Origin of the sequence: Spiroplasma poulsonii, assembly GCF_009866525.1 — a bacterium.
Taxonomy (GTDB): Bacteria; Bacillota_I; Bacilli_A; order Mycoplasmatales; family Mycoplasmataceae; genus Spiroplasma; species Spiroplasma poulsonii.
The window spans coordinates 156,586-175,354 of sequence record NZ_CM020866.1 but is presented as its reverse complement, the minus strand read 5'-3'; the positions used below and the strand labels follow the sequence as shown (position 1 = coordinate 175,354).

The 18,769-nt window shown below is 24.3% G+C and carries 28 protein-coding genes and 2 pseudogenes; 16 read left to right on the top strand and 14 right to left on the bottom strand.

Annotated features, from left to right (window positions below):
- Positions 1 to 24: 24 nt before the first annotated feature.
- Genes MSROBK_RS11150 through MSROBK_RS00920 form a run of 3 tightly spaced genes read right to left on the bottom strand, consistent with a single transcriptional unit; the run spans position 25 to position 2,959 of the window.
- Positions 25 to 525: a redoxin family protein gene (locus MSROBK_RS11150; RefSeq protein ID WP_040092617.1), complete on the bottom strand. Its 501-nt coding sequence runs from the start codon at positions 523 to 525 to the stop codon at positions 25 to 27.
- A complete protein-coding gene (locus tag MSROBK_RS11145) occupies positions 512 to 1,135 on the bottom strand; it encodes a 4Fe-4S single cluster domain-containing protein (protein ID WP_052443415.1) in 624 nt (207 codons plus the stop codon). The genes MSROBK_RS11150 and MSROBK_RS11145 overlap by 14 nt, the downstream gene beginning before the upstream one ends.
- A 3-nt stretch (positions 1,136 to 1,138) precedes the next feature.
- A complete protein-coding gene (locus tag MSROBK_RS00920; protein WP_040092616.1) occupies positions 1,139 to 2,959 on the bottom strand; it encodes an AAA family ATPase in 1,821 nt (606 codons plus the stop codon).
- A 474-nt stretch (positions 2,960 to 3,433) separates the two neighbouring features.
- Here MSROBK_RS00920 and MSROBK_RS00915 point away from each other — a divergent pair, with 474 nt between their 5' ends.
- Positions 3,434 to 4,195, top strand: a complete 762-nt coding sequence (locus MSROBK_RS00915; protein WP_040092614.1) for an ABC transporter ATP-binding protein — start codon at positions 3,434 to 3,436, stop codon at positions 4,193 to 4,195.
- A gap of 520 nt (positions 4,196 to 4,715) precedes the next feature.
- Here MSROBK_RS00915 and MSROBK_RS00910 read toward each other — a convergent pair.
- The 5 genes and pseudogenes from MSROBK_RS00910 to MSROBK_RS00900 all read right to left on the bottom strand — a co-directional run.
- Positions 4,716 to 5,423 (bottom strand): annotated as a pseudogene (locus MSROBK_RS00910) (IS30 family transposase); the annotation flags it as partial.
- 165 nt (positions 5,424 to 5,588) lie between these two features.
- The gene (locus tag MSROBK_RS12560) at positions 5,589 to 5,834 is read right to left on the bottom strand and encodes a transposase family protein (protein WP_416375026.1); all 246 of its coding nucleotides are present in this window, start codon (positions 5,832 to 5,834) and stop codon (positions 5,589 to 5,591) included.
- 23 nt (positions 5,835 to 5,857) lie between these two features.
- Positions 5,858 to 5,986, bottom strand: coding sequence for a hypothetical protein (locus MSROBK_RS12555; protein ID WP_416375025.1), 129 nt, complete (start codon positions 5,984 to 5,986; stop codon positions 5,858 to 5,860).
- Positions 5,971 to 6,423 carry an IS5 family transposase gene (locus MSROBK_RS12550; RefSeq protein WP_052443414.1) on the bottom strand — a complete coding sequence of 151 codons (453 nt, stop codon included), beginning with the start codon at positions 6,421 to 6,423 and terminating at the stop codon, positions 5,971 to 5,973. Before MSROBK_RS12550 ends, MSROBK_RS12555 begins: the two co-directional genes overlap by 16 nt.
- A gap of 26 nt (positions 6,424 to 6,449) precedes the next feature.
- Positions 6,450 to 6,692 (bottom strand): hypothetical protein, encoded by a 243-nt coding sequence (locus MSROBK_RS00900; protein ID WP_040092612.1) that lies wholly within the window; start codon positions 6,690 to 6,692, stop codon positions 6,450 to 6,452.
- A 283-nt stretch (positions 6,693 to 6,975) separates the two neighbouring features.
- Between MSROBK_RS00900 and MSROBK_RS00895 the strand changes: the two genes are divergently transcribed.
- The 15 genes and pseudogenes from MSROBK_RS00895 (at position 6,976) to MSROBK_RS00825 (ending at position 14,782) form a co-directional block, all read left to right on the top strand.
- A complete protein-coding gene (locus tag MSROBK_RS00895) occupies positions 6,976 to 7,125 on the top strand; it encodes a hypothetical protein (RefSeq protein WP_084217925.1) in 150 nt (49 codons plus the stop codon).
- A complete protein-coding gene (locus tag MSROBK_RS00890) occupies positions 7,125 to 7,373 on the top strand; it encodes a hypothetical protein (RefSeq protein ID WP_040092611.1) in 249 nt (82 codons plus the stop codon). The genes MSROBK_RS00895 and MSROBK_RS00890 overlap by 1 nt, the downstream gene beginning before the upstream one ends.
- A 242-nt stretch (positions 7,374 to 7,615) precedes the next feature.
- Complete coding sequence (locus tag MSROBK_RS00885) at positions 7,616 to 8,050, top strand: DUF3627 domain-containing protein (RefSeq protein ID WP_040092610.1); 435 nt, start codon at positions 7,616 to 7,618, stop codon at positions 8,048 to 8,050.
- Between the two features lie 152 nt (positions 8,051 to 8,202).
- Entirely contained in the window at positions 8,203 to 8,406 is a 204-nt protein-coding gene (locus MSROBK_RS00880) for a DUF2649 family protein (RefSeq protein WP_040092609.1), read from the top strand.
- 352 nt (positions 8,407 to 8,758) lie between these two features.
- Positions 8,759 to 9,772 carry a hypothetical protein gene (locus tag MSROBK_RS00875; protein WP_040092608.1) on the top strand — a complete coding sequence of 338 codons (1,014 nt, stop codon included), beginning with the start codon at positions 8,759 to 8,761 and terminating at the stop codon, positions 9,770 to 9,772.
- Positions 9,765 to 10,163, top strand: a complete 399-nt coding sequence (locus tag MSROBK_RS00870; protein WP_040092606.1) for a hypothetical protein — start codon at positions 9,765 to 9,767, stop codon at positions 10,161 to 10,163. Before MSROBK_RS00875 ends, MSROBK_RS00870 begins: the two co-directional genes overlap by 8 nt.
- On the top strand, positions 10,163 to 10,399 hold the full coding sequence (locus tag MSROBK_RS00865; protein WP_040092604.1) for a hypothetical protein: 237 nt from the start codon (positions 10,163 to 10,165) through the stop codon (positions 10,397 to 10,399). Before MSROBK_RS00870 ends, MSROBK_RS00865 begins: the two co-directional genes overlap by 1 nt.
- Before the next feature lie 11 nt (positions 10,400 to 10,410).
- A complete protein-coding gene (locus MSROBK_RS00860) occupies positions 10,411 to 10,713 on the top strand; it encodes a hypothetical protein (RefSeq protein WP_040092603.1) in 303 nt (100 codons plus the stop codon).
- Positions 10,706 to 11,107, top strand: a pseudogene (locus tag MSROBK_RS00855) (spiroplasma phage ORF1-like family protein); the annotation flags it as partial. The gene MSROBK_RS00860 and the pseudogene MSROBK_RS00855, both read left to right, overlap by 8 nt.
- Before the next feature lie 296 nt (positions 11,108 to 11,403).
- On the top strand, positions 11,404 to 11,643 hold the full coding sequence (locus MSROBK_RS00850) for a hypothetical protein (RefSeq protein ID WP_040092486.1): 240 nt from the start codon (positions 11,404 to 11,406) through the stop codon (positions 11,641 to 11,643).
- Between the two features lie 690 nt (positions 11,644 to 12,333).
- The gene (locus MSROBK_RS00845) at positions 12,334 to 12,522 is read left to right on the top strand and encodes a hypothetical protein (RefSeq protein WP_133165036.1); all 189 of its coding nucleotides are present in this window, start codon (positions 12,334 to 12,336) and stop codon (positions 12,520 to 12,522) included.
- 2 nt (positions 12,523 to 12,524) lie between these two features.
- Complete coding sequence (locus MSROBK_RS00840) at positions 12,525 to 12,662, top strand: hypothetical protein (protein ID WP_157944213.1); 138 nt, start codon at positions 12,525 to 12,527, stop codon at positions 12,660 to 12,662.
- Positions 12,663 to 12,664: 2 nt separating this feature from the next.
- Positions 12,665 to 13,366 (top strand): hypothetical protein, encoded by a 702-nt coding sequence (locus MSROBK_RS00835; protein WP_040092600.1) that lies wholly within the window; start codon positions 12,665 to 12,667, stop codon positions 13,364 to 13,366.
- 1 nt (position 13,367) lies between these two features.
- Positions 13,368 to 14,297 (top strand): recombinase RecT, encoded by a 930-nt coding sequence (locus tag MSROBK_RS00830; protein WP_105628863.1) that lies wholly within the window; start codon positions 13,368 to 13,370, stop codon positions 14,295 to 14,297.
- The gene (locus MSROBK_RS00825; protein WP_133165035.1) at positions 14,282 to 14,782 is read left to right on the top strand and encodes a hypothetical protein; all 501 of its coding nucleotides are present in this window, start codon (positions 14,282 to 14,284) and stop codon (positions 14,780 to 14,782) included. Before MSROBK_RS00830 ends, MSROBK_RS00825 begins: the two co-directional genes overlap by 16 nt.
- Positions 14,783 to 14,987: 205 nt before the next feature.
- Here the strand turns inward: MSROBK_RS00825 and MSROBK_RS00820 are convergent, their stop codons facing one another.
- From MSROBK_RS00820 to MSROBK_RS00795, 6 genes are all read right to left on the bottom strand, one after another.
- Positions 14,988 to 15,317, bottom strand: coding sequence for a hypothetical protein (locus MSROBK_RS00820; protein ID WP_133165040.1), 330 nt, complete (start codon positions 15,315 to 15,317; stop codon positions 14,988 to 14,990).
- Positions 15,318 to 15,394: 77 nt separating this feature from the next.
- Positions 15,395 to 16,027, bottom strand: coding sequence for a hypothetical protein (locus tag MSROBK_RS00815; RefSeq protein WP_040093812.1), 633 nt, complete (start codon positions 16,025 to 16,027; stop codon positions 15,395 to 15,397).
- 2 nt (positions 16,028 to 16,029) lie between these two features.
- Positions 16,030 to 17,232 (bottom strand): hypothetical protein, encoded by a 1,203-nt coding sequence (locus MSROBK_RS00810; RefSeq protein ID WP_040092479.1) that lies wholly within the window; start codon positions 17,230 to 17,232, stop codon positions 16,030 to 16,032.
- Positions 17,222 to 18,139 carry a hypothetical protein gene (locus tag MSROBK_RS00805; protein WP_040093811.1) on the bottom strand — a complete coding sequence of 306 codons (918 nt, stop codon included), beginning with the start codon at positions 18,137 to 18,139 and terminating at the stop codon, positions 17,222 to 17,224. Before MSROBK_RS00805 ends, MSROBK_RS00810 begins: the two co-directional genes overlap by 11 nt.
- Before the next feature lie 6 nt (positions 18,140 to 18,145).
- Entirely contained in the window at positions 18,146 to 18,586 is a 441-nt protein-coding gene (locus MSROBK_RS00800; protein WP_159373202.1) for a hypothetical protein, read from the bottom strand.
- A partial coding sequence (locus MSROBK_RS00795; protein WP_159373200.1) for a hypothetical protein occupies positions 18,552 to 18,769 on the bottom strand: 218 nt, incomplete at its 5' end. The genes MSROBK_RS00795 and MSROBK_RS00800, both read right to left, overlap by 35 nt.

Below are 18,769 nucleotides of genomic sequence, written 5' to 3'. Positions count from 1 at the left end.
AAAAGTATTTTATCAATACTTTTTTTATTTTTTACTACTTAAAAAGTCATATACTGCTTGGTAATTTGATTCATTACCAACCGGATTCACAACTTCAAGATATTCAACAATATTGTCTTCGTTTAAAATTATTACAGCTCATGGTAAAATTTGTGAATCAGTGAAAACTAATCCTGATTTTGCCCCAAAGTCTCGATAATTATAATCTGAAATTAAGAAATGTGCTTCATCTTTAAATGATTTACAACATCTTTCTTGCGCAAATGGTAAATCTCTTGAAATCGTAATTAAACGAGCATTATTATAATCTTTCATACTTTCATTAAACTTAACTGTTTGAGTATAACAAACACTAGTATCAATGCTTGGAATTGACGAAATAACTTTATATTTTGCTCTAACATCATCGATATGAAAATCACTCATATCACCATTTATTGCTTTAAATTCTAATTTATCCCCAACTTTAATAATATCTTGTTTAATATGTAAAAACACATCACCATCTAGTTTAAATGTTCCCATCTTCTTTGTCCTCCTCTTTTGTTAAAATTGTTTTCTCATTGTTGACGAGGTGTGCACCATCGCCATTAATAATCATACTATTATTTTTAGTAACAGTAAATTCAGCTTCAATAATATTTTGTTCAAAATAATCATTATTTTGATAAGTATCACTTAGTTTAATTACTCGTTGATTGGTTGAACCAATTAAACGCCGTTTTTTGTCTAGTTTTTCAATAATAAATGGCCCATCAATTAGGATATCGATTTTAGTTAAAATTTCCGGGTGTTTTTCTTGCAATAGTTCGTATAAAAAACCGGAAAAAACAATTACTGTTAAATTGTTTGCTTGACACAACGTCACTAATTCCAATAATGCCCGTGGTTGAATAAACGGTTCGCCCCCCAAAATTGTAATTCCTTCAATTTGAAAGCGCTCTTGCGCATCTTTAATTGCTTTGAAAAGTTCACTAACTTCCATTACATTCCGATTAATTAAAGGAATCATCTCTTGGTTACTACATCCTTTGCAATTAATAATGCATCCTTGCATTCATAAGGCAAACCGGTTTCCCGGACCTTCAATTGTTGTAAAAGAAACAAACCGATTAAAATTAATTAAATTACTCATAGTTTATTTTAAATTATATTCAATTTGTTGACCATTAGCTTGTGCCAAGATTGTTTGACCCGCTTTAAAACTAGTTTGATTGGCAAAAATAAAGGAGCTTAACCCATCAACGACATGTTTTTCAATACTATTTAACAAATCACGCCCCCCCTTTTTATCATCGGCATCTTGAATAATGATTGGCAAAATTTGTTCTAACTGAATAAATTCTAATTTTACCTTGTATTTTTCTCATATCGCTACTTGAATTGGACGTAATTTTTGAGTAATTAATTTTGCCTTAAAACTAATATCCTTAATAAAGTTAAACGGAATAATATTATTTCCAATTCGCCCCAATAATTCTGGACGTCTTAATTCGGTGCGAAAATGATCAGAAACTTTTTGAATAAATTGTTTTTCAATTTCTAAGAATGATAAACTATCATCAACTTCAGCAGCACCAATATTTGAAGTAAAAATAATGAAGGAATCAGAAAAACTAACAGTTTGTCCCTTATTATCTGTTAAACGCCCATCTTCTAAAATTTGTAAAAACTTATCTAAAATTCGTGGGTGTGCTTTTTCAATCTCATCAAATAATAAAACACTAAAAGGTTTTTCTTTAATTGCATTAGTTAATTGACCGCCTTCTTCATAACCAACATAACCTGGCGGTGCTCCGATTAATTTTTGATCACTAGCTTCCTGGTTATATTCTGACATATCAAAACGAATACAGTTTTTTTCATCCCCAAATAAAAACTTTGCTAAAGCTTTTGCTAATTCAGTTTTTCCAACCCCCGTTGGACCAACAAAAAATAACGTTCCCTTGGGTTTTGTTCGTTTTGAAGAATATTGCACGCCAGACAACCCCGTAAAGGCTTTATAAACAACATTTTTTACTTTAACAATCGCATGGTCTTGCCCAATAACTCGTTTTTTTAACTCTGTTTCGATTGTTGCTAATTTATCATAATTCATTTCTTCTCAAGGTGAAACTTTGTCACCATATTGATAAGAATTTAATAACTTTTCAAACGGTAATCGTTCAGCAATATTGTTTGAGAATTTAATTAATTGATAAACTTCTTTCAAAGTTCATCCCTCCATCGTATCATAAATATCTTGTAATTTTAAAACATCAGTACTTAAATCTTCAGTAATCTTAAAAAAACTCTTGTTAGTTAAAATAAATTTTTCACGTTCTTCCCGATTTGGTTTCGTTAAAGTAATTGTTGTAACATCCGGATTATTTAAATAAAATGATGTTGGTAACTTTCCAACACTATTGGTAATAAAGATAATCGCAGTATCAAAATCAACTATTTCTGATTGGTCAAATTTTTTATCACGAAAAGCCTTACTTAAGGAAATTAAATTAACACGTTCTTCTTCGCTTAATGATTGCTCATTTGAAAATAAATAATCTGAAAAATCAGCAACAAAAGCAATTTTTTTGGGACTTGGTGTTAGCATATTACGACGAACAATAGCAAAAAACTCTGCTAAAGTTGGAAACTGTCCAGTTGGACCATTATCTTGGTTATTAGCATTATTAATCACTTCTTGACCAAAATCATAAGCTTCACCTTCTTTACTTTTTTGTTGTGGTTCAGCTGTTAAAGTTAAGTTCTTAATATTTCCACCAGTTAAACCATCAATCCGATCTCAAGTAAAAATGTCATTAAAACCTTTTTCTTTTAGTAAACCACGTAACTTATCTTTTAAACCAACATAACCGTTATTTATTTGATAAATATCATTAACATTTCCTTCAAGAATAACACAACGTTTAATCCCAATTTGGTTCTTTAATTTGTCTAAATTACTTTTAACACTCATTTATTTACTCCCTCTAATTGGTTGATTTTTACAAAAAATAAAATTAGAAATCTTTTTAAAACCTAAAAATGATTACTAGCAATATAAATATTATACTATTTTTATAATAAATTATTTAAAAATGTCCCTATAATTCTCATTCAAAAATTATTTATGCTTTTGTAAAGTATTACAATCTTAAAAATAAAACTTTATTGATATAATTTAAGTATAAAAGCTATGTTGTCTATTTAAAAACTTGAAATGCTAATTACTTTAAAATAAAAATTCCAATAATTCAATAATATGTTTCTGAAAGGAAGTTAAAGTATGTCTATGAAACAGAGTTAGAGGCAGATCGTTGAAATTATCGAATTGTTGCTGAACGTAAGATAGGAATGGATTGTTATCCAAAAACACCACCATACACAATTTATAAAACAGTAACAGATGATTGATTTGAAACAATTGATGATTAATAGAAAAGAGGTTTTTATGGAAAAAACAATAACTTTTACAGAACCAGCAGTTAATATCACAAATTTATCTCAATCATTTTTAAAAAAAACAATTTTTACTAACATGAATCTTACTATTCCCAAAGGAAGTTTTTTTGGAATCTTAGGACATAATGGGGCTGGAAAAACAACATTAATTAAGACAATTCTTGGGGTATTTCCCCATCAAAAAGAAAACATTTATATCAACAGATTAAACAACACCAACCCTTTATCAAAGCAAAAAATTGGTTATATCCCAGAAAAAGTTGTTTTCCTATCTAAAATTTATATATTTGATTATCTGCAAATGTGATGTATATTAGAGCAAGAAAAAATTAAAAAAGAAAAAATTAAAGATATTATTGATTTTTTTAAGTTAGAAGCATTCCAATCCTTAAATATTTTATCAACAGGAATGGCCAAGAAGGTTCTTTTAGCACAATGTTTTTTATTAAAACATAACATTTATATTTTAGATGAACCAACCACCGGTTTAGATGCTATGACCCGAAAGATTGTAATTGATTTATTAGTTAGTTTACATAAAAATGGTAAAACAATTATTATTGTTACCCACATTCTTAATGAATTTGCTGATTATATTGATCACTTTATTATTTTGGATCATGGTCAAATTGTTGTAGAAAAAGAAAAAAATAATGAAATAGTCTGAGATATTCAAGCAGAATATGAAAAATACTATGCCTTTGATAAATCAAATATATATCAAAAAATAAAGGAAATGAGTGAAGAATAATGCGAATCTTAAAAATGGACTTCTTTCTGCTTAAAAGAGCAATTAGTTTTTGAGTAACATTAATAATCCTAATGATTTTATCAATAAGTGTCTTTCTAGTTGGGGCAATTTCTTTTAACAAAGATAACAAATATATTGATTTATTTTTTATTTCCTATTTATTCTTTGCAGTCAATTTTTTTGTCTTTCCATTTTTATTTCTAGGAAATCTTAATATTATCATTTTTAATTGTCCCATTTTAGAATCATCATTCCTCTTAATAACAACAAAACCTTTTAGTCGTACTAGTATTTTTTTCAAAAACTATTAATTAATTTAATTACTGTGGTTTTCTATTATGTGTAAATTGTAAATGCCAAACCATAAAAAGTTAATAAAATTATAACAAATTAAAAATAAAAATCAATAATTACAAAAAATATTAAAACAAAATATTATTTTTAATATTTATTTTCAAAATTATAAAAATAAGCACAACAAAAAATAAACTTTATTAATCTTATACATTAAAATATTAGTTTAATTTACAAAAACTTTTTTAAAATATTGCTTTGATGTAAAATATCCCAAACACGGTCTAATTGTAGTATTTAATATATCTAAAACAGATTTTAATTTACTACGAATATTAATTAACGGTTCATTTTGGTCAAATCAACGCCTTAAATCCCTATTTATCCGTTCAACTAATGCTTTTTGTTTTGGTTTACCAGGGTCACAAAAATAAACTCTTATTTTAAAATGTTTTTCTATTGTTTTTCATTTATAAAATTCTTTTCCTCTATCTGTTAAAATACAACTAAATTTACTAATACCAATTTGTTTAATCATTTTCATTAAAACCATTAACACAATACTTGCTTTTTTAGTAAATAAAATATCATAAAAAACTATTTTAGATTTCCTATTTACTAAAACTAATAAATGAAAATTACCACAATCAAGAGTATCCATTTCTCAAATTCCACTAAAACTAAAATCATCACCATAATCATTTAAAAATTGCTTATAATCTCTAATATTAAGCAATACACCACGATTATCATTTTTTTCACCATTTTTTGTTTTTCGTTTTTTATTTTTAAAATACAAATTATCTTTTGATAAATTAAAATAACCTAATCTAATATATTTATACATTGTTTTAAAACACACACCAAATTTTACATTATATTGTAATTCATAAGACATAATAATATTTTGTGGAGAACGACCAAAATTATTATATTAGATTTCTTGCATTACTTGTTAAAAAATTGCAAATATTTGTAAAAAAGATACTAATAGAAAAATATAATTTTAATTAATTATGTTTTTTATTTAAAAATTTAATATTTTTCCACAACGAAAAATTAATTTATTATTTAAATTATTTAATTTTAAATAAATATTTTATGTTAAATATAATAATTGTAAATTATAAATTGAGGCAATTAAATTAAATCTTAAACCAAATCTTTTTCTTCGATTACGATATTTTTCTGTAATAATTTTAAATTTTTTAAGAATAGCAAAAATATTTTCAATAATAATTCTCATTTTTGAAACTAGTCTATTATATTGCTTTTGTTCTTTGTTTAAAGGGTTTTTCTTTGTTTTATTTGTAGGTATTAGAACATTATTGTGATTTTTTTGTATTCCTTGATAACCACTATCAACTATTAATTTGGTATTTTTAAAATTGGGATTTTTGATTCTTTAAATAAAGCATAATCATGTTTTTTTCCGAGCGAAAAACTTGTTGCAATAATTTTTTTGGTTTCTTGTTCGATAATTACTTGTGTTTTGATCGTGTGTTTTTTCTTTTTACCAGAATAAGATTGTTTTTGTCTTTTTTTGGGCGTTGGATTGGAGTTTCGGTAGCATCAATAATAATAGTTTTATCATTAAAATAATCATTTATTAGTGCTTTTTTACCAGCAAGTTGTTGAAAATCAGAGTTTTTAATTAAAATATCTTCAATTCACTTAATATTACGATAACAATTAGCCTCACTAATATCAAAACTTTTACCAAGATGAAAATAAGTCTGATATTCTCGTCAATATAATAAAGTCATCAATAATCTATTTTCTAATGATAATTTATTAGTTTTACCACCTTTTTTAAGTTTTTCTATTTCAGCAACTTTTAAAATATCTAACATTTTATTAAAAGTGGATTTTTTTATTTCTGTTAATCTTAACCATTCTCTATCATTAAGAGTATTAAATTTATTATTTTTCATATTTTTATGTCCTCATAAATTATATTTTATAATAATATTTTAATAAAAAGGGGTATCGCAAGAAGTCTATTAAATAAAATTTTAAAGCCTATCGCTTCACTAACACTACTACCCTTATCCGGTTTTCAATAAAATTGATTATATGGGTTAGGATTATTACCATTTTGACTTTGATTTCATCAAGTTAAATAAAAATCATCTTTCAAAGTAGTTAAAATAATTTTTAATTGTAAATTGTAAATGCCAAACCATAAAAAGTTAACTATCAATTTAGTTAACTTTTTTAAGTTAGTTTTAAGGAGTTGAAATTATGCAAACAAAGCAATATTTGATTTTGCGGTCGTTAGTGAAAAAGTACGGTAAAGATAATGTTATTAATACTGTCAATAAGATTGCAAAAGATATTGAAATTAAAAAGTAAAAGAATAAATTATTCCGCGTAATTTATTAGCGGATAATTTATTCAATAATGTTTTTTAATGGAGCAAAGCGACAACGAGCGGAGCGAGTTTGCAAATTTCAATTTTTTAATTTATTGAAAGGAGATATATTATGACAGGTTGATTAACGACAATATTTAGTGTTGTTATTATATTAGGTATTTTTGCTTGAATTGGTTTATCGATTTATCAAAAAATTCGTCAAATTCGAGGAAAGAAAAAAGATAAAAAAGAAATTGAAAGTAAGGAGGATAAAAAATAATGTTAGGTATGTATTTAACAACAGCGGTTAATTTTTTAGCAGCAGATACGCCTACTATTTCAGATGGAATGGGTTCTATTTGAAGTGGATTAGGACAAGCAATGATGAAAGTTAAAGAAGCAATTTATGCTGTATTACCACAATTAATGACCTTTTTAGGTGATGCGTGAATTATTTTAATTCCATTTGGTATTTTTGTTATCATTAAGATTTTAAACTTTTTCCGTGTTATGGTTAAAGGATTTTAATATTTATTATAACTAATTATTTGTATTAGTTAAGGCACACTAGTTTATTTATATTTTATTAATTTATTATTTTATATAACTATTATTTTAAACTTAATAGTATTTTTCAGTGTGCCAATTTTTATCATTTTTATATTTAACAATGTTTATTAACAGTGTTTATTTAACAATAGATAAGCAATATTTAACAATATTTATAACATTGTTAATTAGAAACAATGTTTATTAAGGAGTTGATAAAATTGAGTAATTTTGTTAAGAAAAATCAAAATGTAGAAAATTATTTTATTCGTAAAGAATTGATAGTTTTTGAAACAGAAAAAGCAAGTTTTATAAATTTACCTAATCATAATCGCCATATTGGTTTTTGATTGAGTAATAAGTTTATTTATCCGAGTGAAAAACACTCAGAACAAGTAGCAATCGGTTTGATTTATGATAATTCTTATCCTATTGTAAAATATGATGAAAATTTAAAACGTCATGTATGAAAGTATTTAACTGGAACAGAATTAATAAATTTATACAATCAATATAAACAAAATTATTTTACACAAATGAAAAAAGCTTTATTTCAAAATGAACCTAAAAAAGTAAAAACGACTAACAATAATTTAACAAATTGAAGTGATGAAAAAGAACAACAATTAATTAAAGACCTAGAAAGTTTAAATTAAATGAGTTTATATGACTATTGAGTTCAATTTGTTAGTTATATTATTGGTTCAAATGCCCCTGAATTTTTATATGTTATATCTTTTGTATTATTTATTGTTTTATTTTTTGGAATATTTTTTAAACTTATTCAAAAAATGTGGAGTTTTTAAAAATGCAAAATGATTGAGAAAAATTAAAAGAGTTTTTTATTCATATATTTTTGTTTATTGACAAATTTAACGTTGAAAGTATTACAACTTGAAATTTAACACAAAATGAATATTTAACTCTTATGATTGGTATTTGAATTGTAATTTTATTTTTAACGTGGTTTTTATTGTGAATGGTTTTTAAAATAGTTAGTTGTTTTAAATAATTAAATTTTGTTATTATTATGGTTTTCTCTCCCCACAAAATTTTAAAATCTTTTTTTGAATATAATATATATTTTTATTATGAATGCAATAATTATTAATATAAATAATGTTGTAAAAAATATTTCTTTTGCATTTATTTGACTAATATTTTTAAATATTCATTTTACAAAATTAATTGTAGTAATTAATTTCTCGATAGGATTGATTAAAAAGTTTATAATTCCAATAATAGGCAATAATATTGAAATTATTTTTAAAATTTTCTTAATTTTTATCACTTTCTTTTTTGATTTGTGGGGAGAGAAAACCATAATAATACTAGTTTAATTATAAATAACTATTGGAGGTAAAATGAAAAAGTTCATATTTTTCTTAAAAAATTATTGTTATATTAGTTGTTCAATGATTTTGTTTAGTTTAATTGATTTATTACTTTGGATAATTTCATTAAATTATACTGGTTTAATATTTTGATTATTATTTGCTTTACAATGTGTTTATTTTGTTTGATGAGTATGAAAAAACATATTTTATCAGTTGAATGCTTTTCGGTTAGTTAATTTTGTTTGAGATAATCCGTTATCGGTAATTATTGGTAAGTTAGGAACGGGTAAAACTTTACTTTTAACTTATTTATCACAAACTATGAAATTATTAACAGATAAGATTTATAGTAATTATCCGTTAGAAGATGATAAAGTTAAGGTTTTAACATTTAAAAATTTAGATTTTACAGATAGAACAAAACCGGTTCCTCCTGATGATAGTGTTATTTTATTTGATGAAAGTTATTTATATATTGATGGAACTAGTCCCCACGATGAGAAAAAAGTTCATAGTGGTAAGATTCCGTGAATTGTTTTAGCAAGACATTTTGGTAATCGTGCTTTGTTTACTGCTCAGCGTGAGGGTATGATTTGGAACAATATTCGGCAATTAGCAAGTGGTATTATTATTCCAATTTCATTGAAAAAACCTATTGTTAAAAAAGGGTTTAATTTTTTTAATCGTTTCTTTATTATGCGAATTGGTATTTTTCAAGATATTACGGATTATGAAATTTGAAAGACAAAATCAGTAGAACGAACAGCAGAAGGTAAACGAGCAAAACATAAATCTGATGTTGGTTTAGGAATCAGGTTTTTTAAGATAATTATTCCGTTAGAATTTGCACAGAAATATGATAGTCAATGATTAAAGTTTGTTCGTGATTTAAAAAATGATGAAATAGTTAATAAAAAAGAATATTATTGGTCAGAAATTACTAAATTAAGTGTTAAAGAGCGTTTAACATTGTTTGATATTGATATTTTGAAAAAGAATTTAAAACCTAAAAAAGAAAAAGGAAGTGGTAAAGATGATTAATTTATTATCAGAAAGTAGTAATTGAGATAAAATTTTTAGTTTTATTTTTGATGTATTTTTGTTTATTTTTGATGTAATTTGAAATACTAAATTGCCAATGACAAATACAACAATTGCTTATTTTATTATCTTTTTTATGGTTGTTAAGTTATCGATTTATGCTATTCACGGAACAAGAACCCAATATAACGAATTAGGTTCAACAGTACAAACGGGGGTATCAAATATTTATTCTACGACTTCTCGTGGAGTATCCGATACTAAACAAGGTATGCAAAAACATTTTAAAGAGCATAAACAGTTTAAAATTAATCGTAATAAACAACAATTATCAAGTTTAGCAAAACAAGCAAAAACAAGAGAACAAGGATATCGGAGAGTGAATAAATAATGATTAGATTAGTTTTATTGGTTGCGGCAATCGCTATTTTTGGTACTGGTTTTATTACGGTGATTATAAATCAATTAACATCAGCAAAAAATATCATTATGGATTTATATAACTCAGATACTTTTTTACTTTCTTTATTTGGTAAAATGGCAATTTTGTTTAGTCATCCGTTAATGCTTACAATATCAAGTTTATATATTTTAGGTTTTATTGTTTCAAAAACATTATATAGTTAGGAGTTGAATTTATGGATAATAAAAATGAAAAGAAACAAAAAGAAAATGGTTTATTTATTTCTTGGGTTGATTTAATTTTGTATCTTGTTATAAGTTTTTTGTTAACCCTTATATGTGTATTAGATACAGTTTCAACTATTGATGAATTAAAAGAGAAATATGCTGGTATAAATGGTTATATAATTTATGGTTTATGATTTGATATATTATGATATATTTTAGTAATTCATTATTTTTATGGTTATTTATTTAATCAAATTATTAAATTAATAAAAGAAAATAAAAAAAATAAGGTGGTAAAGAATAATGCGTAAGTCATTATCTTTATTTGCGATATCTATTTTAGGTATTTTAGGTTTAATTATTCCATTTATTACTTTAACAGCATTTAAACCCTTAAATCAGCAGAATTATACTGTTAATCAACAAACAACGGGAATGAATGAAACTGATTTTATTAATACAATGTTTTTACGCAGTAGTTTTTTTGAAAACTGGTCAGAAACAAATTATTTTATTAACCCAACTTTAAAAACATTACAAACATTAACTTATAATGATAAATGATATTTAGACTTTTTAAAGGATAGTTATTCAACTGGGATTTCATTTGATAAGCCTAGTGATGAGTTTATGGATTTATATAAAAATTGAGATACTTATGCTAAATATAGGTCGTATAAAAAATATTGGGGTTTTGGAAAAAAACTCGGAAATTGAATAAGAATAATAAATTAAACCATTTACTAAAATGGTTTTTTTATTTGTAAAACCAAAATTATTAATTGATTCAGAGAAAGGACAGCATCTTAAATTCTTAAAATAGAAACTTTTTACACAACTTTCTGATACCCTCTTTAAGTTGTTTACACATTTATAAATATCTTAGAAATTTTTACAAAGTGTACCTGTTTTTTCTCCTAATTTAAGGTGTTGTCTTTTCTTTGTTTCAGTTAATTAGTTTGTTAATAAATAAAAAAACTTAATAAAAGAAGGAGTAAGTAATGGAAATTAATAAACAACAAAAAATATGTGATGTTATTGATTGCTATAAATCAATATCATTCATTACCAAAGAATTTTTATCAAATAAAGTTTTATGAACTTGTGAAAAACATAAAAATTTATTAAATCATACAAAAGATAAAAACCAAGAGTGGTTTTATAAACGTTTAGAAAATTCAAAAATTATCTTTGATTATAAAACTGGTTTTTTAAAACTTTGATTTTATAAAACAACTTAATGCAGAGTGGAACGGTTATTTTAAATAACTAAGTGTTTTTATTCCACAGGAGGCGGTCTAGCACAGCGGTAATCAGTCCGGAAATAATAGACGCTTTAACAAGCGATAGTGGTGATAAGTGCGCGGTCAACATCGAACCACAATAAACAAAAGAGATGGTCACTTTATAAATAAATTTGCGATAGATATTACTTCTTAGAAGTGACAGCGGTTTAAAAACCACAAAGTCAGCATTAGGCTCTTCAAGGTGCAAGTAGATTTATTTTAAAAACTGAACGCTTTGACCTGAAATGGTGCGGGTGAAGAGAGAGAAAACTCTCTGGCTACAAAAACAAAAAACAACTGTCGATTATTTAACTAACAACATACCGCCACCGCTCACCCACAGCGAAGCGGATGGCGTAGTAAATAAAATAGATAAATACAATACTTATATAACTAATTCTCGCTTTGGCACTTTCACTTGGTAGTGAGTGCCAGCGAGTTAAAAAATAGGAAAAATAATTTAGGAGGTAAATATGAAAAAGTTAAATAAAATTTGTCTTAAACAAAAATATTGAGGATATTGCTCAAAATGCAATCAAGAAAACAAATTACAAGAATTAATGTTTAAAAGTTATTCAGTATCATTTTAAGATATGACTGATGAACATTGAGCATTGGGGAAACAAAATTAGGAGGAATTAAATTATGAATAAAAGATACGTATTAATAATGAAATATAATAATTTGTTTGATAAAACAACTATTTTTAAAACAGATTTTTTTTATACATTAGAAGAAGCGAGGATTACTGCTAATGTTGAAAATGAAAATCATTGATTAACAACTATTATTGATTTAGAAGATAGCAATATTAAATGACAAGGAGATAAATAATTATGTGAAAAGATGAAAATGGTTATGTTTATACAGAAGAAGATTTATTTAATTTAGCATTAGATGAATGTTATTCAGAAGAAAGTGCTTATGAATATATTGATAATTTAATTAATGAAATGGAATTAGAGGAAATTTAATTATGGAAGATTTAAAATTAAATAATGAAGTTAAAAATATTACTTATCCGTTTTATTTAAAAGGAAATAATTTTAAAGAATTAAGCTTAAAAGCATTAACAATTAAAAAGTGAATTGATGAAAATGGACAAGAATTAGCAGAATTTATATATCGACAACAAGCTTGATTAATAAATGGAGAATATAAATCACAATCACTAAAAGATTTAAAATTAGTAGTTTCAAAAATTGATTATATTTTTAGAGAACCATTAGAAATAATAAAATCTTTTAAAGATGAATTAAATTTTATTAGAAAAGATATTTTAAATTTAGAAAATAATATTAAGAATAATCATGATTCTTTAAAAAATAGTGTCATTAATATTCAATTTCAAAAACAAAATAAAATTATTGAAACTCATAAAAAAGAGCAATTTTTAGAAATTAAAAGTATAGCAAAACAAGAACAAGAATTAAAAATTATTACTAGTAATTTTCGGAAAGAAAAATTATTAATTAAAGATATTGAGGTTATTGGTATTAATGATGATTTTTTACAAAATGCTGATAAATTAGAACTTATTAATCTTATTAAAAATTATTTAACTGTTGATGAACAAATTGTTAAAAATGAAATTAAAGATCAATGAGATAGTAATAAAGATATTAATTTAATTGGGGTTAAAGGTATTAATTTTAAAATAAATAAAGGAGAAAAATAACATGACAAATATTGTAGAATTTTTAAGAACAGATAAGGTAACTGATTGAATAAAAAGTAAATTTTCTAATGAAAATGAAATTGCAAGATTTAAAAGTAATATAATTGCAATATCAAATAGTAATGAATTATTACAAAAAGCAGATCCAAAAACAATTATGACTGCTTGTTATCAAGGTGTTTTATTAAATTTACCAATGGAAAAACAATTCGGTTATGCTTATGTAGTACCATATAATACAAAAATAACAAGAATTATTAATGGTCGTGAAATCCAAGAATGAATTAATCAAGCCCAATTTCAAATGGGTTATAAAGGTTATATTCAATTAGCCCAAAGAAGTGGCCAATATTTAGATATGTCAGTATCAGATGTTAGAGCAAATGAATTAATAAATTATGATCGTTTAAAAGGTACTGCTTTTAATTGAAATCAAAATGAAGATGAACGAGAAAAATTATCAATTATAGGTTATGTAGCATATTTTAAAATGGTTAATGGTTTTGAAAAAACTTTATATATGACAAAAGAGCAAATGGAAAATCATTTTATGAAATATTCTAAAACTTATGCTAAAAATAAATCATTTTATATTGCTAGTTTTGATGAAATGGCCCTTAAAACAGTATTAACATCATTATTAAGAAAATGAGGTATTATGTCAGTTGAATTACAACAAGCATATAAATCAGATCAAGCAGTTATTACAACTAATGATGAAAAGATTTATATTGATAATGATGCTACTTTCATCCAAAATAATGGGCATATTAACGATGAAACTTTATCAAATAATATAAATTTAAATTATAATACCCCACCTAATGATGAAATAGTGGACATAAACTATAATGTAGTTAAAGAAGAAGATATATCAAATGTAGTACCAGTAGTTAATAATAACAATGATGAAGAATGAGCCAATTGATAAAAATAGGTATTGACCCATCAGGAACTGGTACTACGGCTATTGTTGTTTATAAAAATAATAAATTAATAGATAAACAAGAATTTACAAATAAAGGCTGAAAAGAACATTATGAATTTATTATAAATTATTTGAAAAATGAAAAACTATTTGGGAAAATATTATCAAATAATCATAAACTAGAATATTTAATTTTTATAGAAAATTGTTTATATACAAATGCCAATGGCTCAAAAGATAGAGATGATTTATTGAAATTATTAGGTTCATTAGAAACGCAAGGATATATTGCTACTATTTCACCAAAACATACAAAATCAGTTGTTAAAAATATGGAAAATTTAAGTAAATATAATGATGGTTATATATGAAAATATGAAAAAGATGTTAATTTAACTTATCAATATGGTAAAAGTTGAAAATATAATAATGAAAAAATAAGTAATCATTTACGAGATGCAATTATTATTGCTAATTATGAAAGTTAATTTATGAAACATTCATATAATCAAAAAACAGGAAAATATTATTCTTGTAAAATTCGGAATATAAATGTTTACTTAAATGAAAATGAAGAACAAGTTTGAAATGAATTAAATTTTAATACTTATTCGCAACGAATTGAATATCTTATAAACTTTTATATAACACACAATAAAGAAAAATAAAAAATAACCAATTAAGGTTATTTTTTTAAATATTATTTGTTAATTGTCTAATGGCATCTTTTTGTGCTTGTTTTTTATCATTAACTTTAACTTGTTTTTTAACATTTTTAATTTGACCTGTTTTTAATGCTAATTCTGTTGCATAATCAGGTCCTCGTAAATGTTTTTCGTGGGCAATAACAGCAGTTCTTAATTCTCTGATTTCTGCTTTATATTTTTTAATTTTTTTAGCAGATAATCCTAGAATACCAAGACTACCCATTCCACCCGCACCCGCTAACACAAGTAAAGCAATCATTAATGTTTCATTCATTTTATTTAATTCCTTTCTTATTCTTACTAAAACAGTGGCCATCTATCCTTTCAGAACAAAATAATTTATAAATTAAACTATATAACCACCCAAAAATATCAACCGCCCCTATATATAGTCTATTTTAAATTTAATTCTTTGTTATTTTCTTCTTGTTTTTGTTTTTTAATATTTTCATTTTGTATATTTTTAAATATTTCTTCTGTTATGCCATCTAAATTATTTCATTGTTTTGCTAATCTTGGTTGAATAACACGCGGATTAATCCGACAATCTAAACAATGTCTTAAATGGTCTTTTTTTCATTTTGATTTATCAATTCAAATGATAATTAAAGAAATTATTAAAGTAATTAAAGGTAATATTGTAAATACTAATCCCATTTTAGATATTTTTAATCTTGGTATATCAATTTTCATATCTACTTTTGGTTTACTACTAGCAACAAATATGCCCTGAATTCCATACGTAAATAAAGGTGTTAATAAAATAGCAATGCCATTACCTCAATATTGACCATAATTATATCAATTAATATCATCTTTAATTGCATTAATCATTCCATATTCTAACCAACAATTTAATGCTAAAAATATCAATGTATAAAAACTAACTACTCAACTACGAATTTTATATTTTCTTTCTCATTCTCTAATATCTTTATGAGTTCAATTATAAGTTGGAATAGGGTCTTTTTTAAATCAATTTCAAGGTAACGCCCCCTTTAATCAAGTTGTTTTATCTTGCTTCATAATTAACTCACCAATTTTCTTTCAATTTTTAAATTACCTATATTTACATTATCATAAGAACTAATAAGACCATTTGTGTCAATATACCAACCTGAAACACCTTTACTATATGATACAACAATTCCACAACCAATATCAAAATCTTTAAAAGTTTCTACAAACATATATGGTAAAATTGAAAATTGACATCATATTTTATATTTAAATTTAGAACTATCAAAATCTTTAATTTGATATTCAGTTGCTGGTTTAAAATCACTAGTATCTACAAATTCTCAATCATTACCAACACTAATAGAAATATCACCATTACCTAATAATGAATTACCATTAATAGTTTTAATATTTTCCCCACTTACTAATTTATCTTGTTTAAGAATAATATCTTGTGATGTTTTTACAATATATTTATCATCTTGCTTATCAATATAATCTTTATTTAAATCACTATCTTTAATACCATATGATGGAATATCACCACTTTGTTTTGCTTTTCAGACATTATCTTCATAATAAATCGTGTTATTATCAAATGGAACTATTAATTTAATATATTCATTATAATCAATTTTAGAAAAATCATTAATAATTGGATAAGTAATATTTATTGAACCATCTGTTTGCAATCGCTCTTTTAATCAAAATAATAATGTTGGATAAAATGTTTTTTTAGTAATATATTTATATTCTTCTTCTCATGGATGAGAATAGTTTCCTAAATGATAATTATACGGTCTAGATACCGTTTTACTAGATATAATATCAATTATTTCACCTGCTAATTTTAAAGCATTTTTAACATCACGAGTAATATTTTCATTTGCTTCTGGGTCATTAGTTTGTGAATATGCTACACCACCTTGTGAAAATGAAGCACTACCAGTTAAATCATTAACTCCTTTTGGTAAATATCAATTTATAACTGCTAATAAACAAGCCGATTGAATATAACTTAATCATTTATCATATTCAATTAAACCAGTATTATCTTTTTTTACTCAAGGAAACAAATCTTTTTTATTAATTTTATCTGAAATTGTCCCACCTGATAATCTATCCATTCATAAACTAGTTTTTAAAATAGCATTATAAATTAAGTTATCATTACAAGCAGATTGCTTTCTATCATTAATAGGTTGTCAAAGTTTACTTTCTTTCACATCTTCAACTGTTATAAATAACAAATTACTTAAATTATTTTCCATATAAAACACCTCTTAATTGATTACGATATTTATTTTTTAAATTACTTGGCTTATAACTATTAACTCTTGTTTTTGTTTTCTTAATTGTTTTGATAGTTTGATTAGTTTTGTAAAACATATTTTTAACTGGTGATTTATATAAATTCTTAATATTTTTAACATCACTTTTTCGTTCTCGATACCATTTTTTATTATTAATTTCACCAGCAAAATTAAAATTAAAATGGCCAATCTTTAAATTATTAATAAACTTTTTAATTTGTTGTAATTTTTGAACTGTTGGTAATGTTAATTTAGTAGTTCCTTTGGGATATTTTTCTTTTAATCCTCTTGGCAGTCTTTTTTTAATATAATTTCTTAAATGACTAGGTAATCATTTTCTTAATCAATAACGTCAAAATAAAGTACCCGCATTAGAAACGGCATTACTTAATAATTTTCAAATTTCAACTGGAACACTAGGATAAACATAGGGACCATAAAACTTCGGGTGTTTTGCTGTTTTTGTATATATTAAAATAGTTAAATTACCTGTTAAAGTTAATTTATTTGTAATATTAAACATACCACTATCAAGTCAACTACTATTTAAAGGTTGTCAATTAGTATTTAGATAATTTTCTTTTTTAAATTGTTCTCTATTTTTAATATTATTATCTTTTTCTAATTGACTTAATATTTGTTGAATTTCTCTTTTATGACCCTTTTTAATTAAATCTAAATAAGTAAATGGATTTAACCACTGATAAATATCTTCAATCTTATTTGTAATTTTTTGTAGCGGATTAGAATAATATGAAGCAAATTTGTTAACCTTATTAATTAAATTAACAAATTTATTTATTATTGATTTATTACCTAAATTCTCTGCTAATAAAGTTAAAATTCGTAATATTAATAAGTTCATTGTTTATTAAGTATTTTTAATTACGACATCAATTGGATTTGTTTGACCAGTAGCGTTGTTTTTACCCTCAATCTGAACTGAAATTGCTTTATCATTTGTAATATCAATTGGTCAATCTTCACCCTTACTTTCAATAAAGTAATCATAATCATTTTCAGTTAAAGAACTATCTACCGCTTTTACTGCTTTTAAAACGACAGCTTTAAATTGTGGTTTTAATTGTTCGATTGTTGCTTTTGTTGGGTCTGTGACATGAATAGTTGGTTTATCTAATTTATTAATTTTACTAATATCAATTTTATTTGTTGTTGGTTCATTAATTACATAATCAACTGGTACTCTAAATGTTTTATTTAAATTATTGTAAGCTGCTGTTCTTTCTTCAATTGTTGGTTCTTTTTCTAAAATAATTTTACATTTTTTGGATATAAAATTGTTGTGTTGCATATTGTACTTTACCAATTCATTTAGGGTTAGCAGTATCATTATCTAAAACTTGTTGAATAGTATCCATATTAATTGGATATGCTCATACTTGTTTATTAATAATTAAACCACTTACATTAGTAAAATTATAACCTTTATCACGGTTAACTTGTCCTTTTGTATATGTTTTTTCTAAATGAAAAC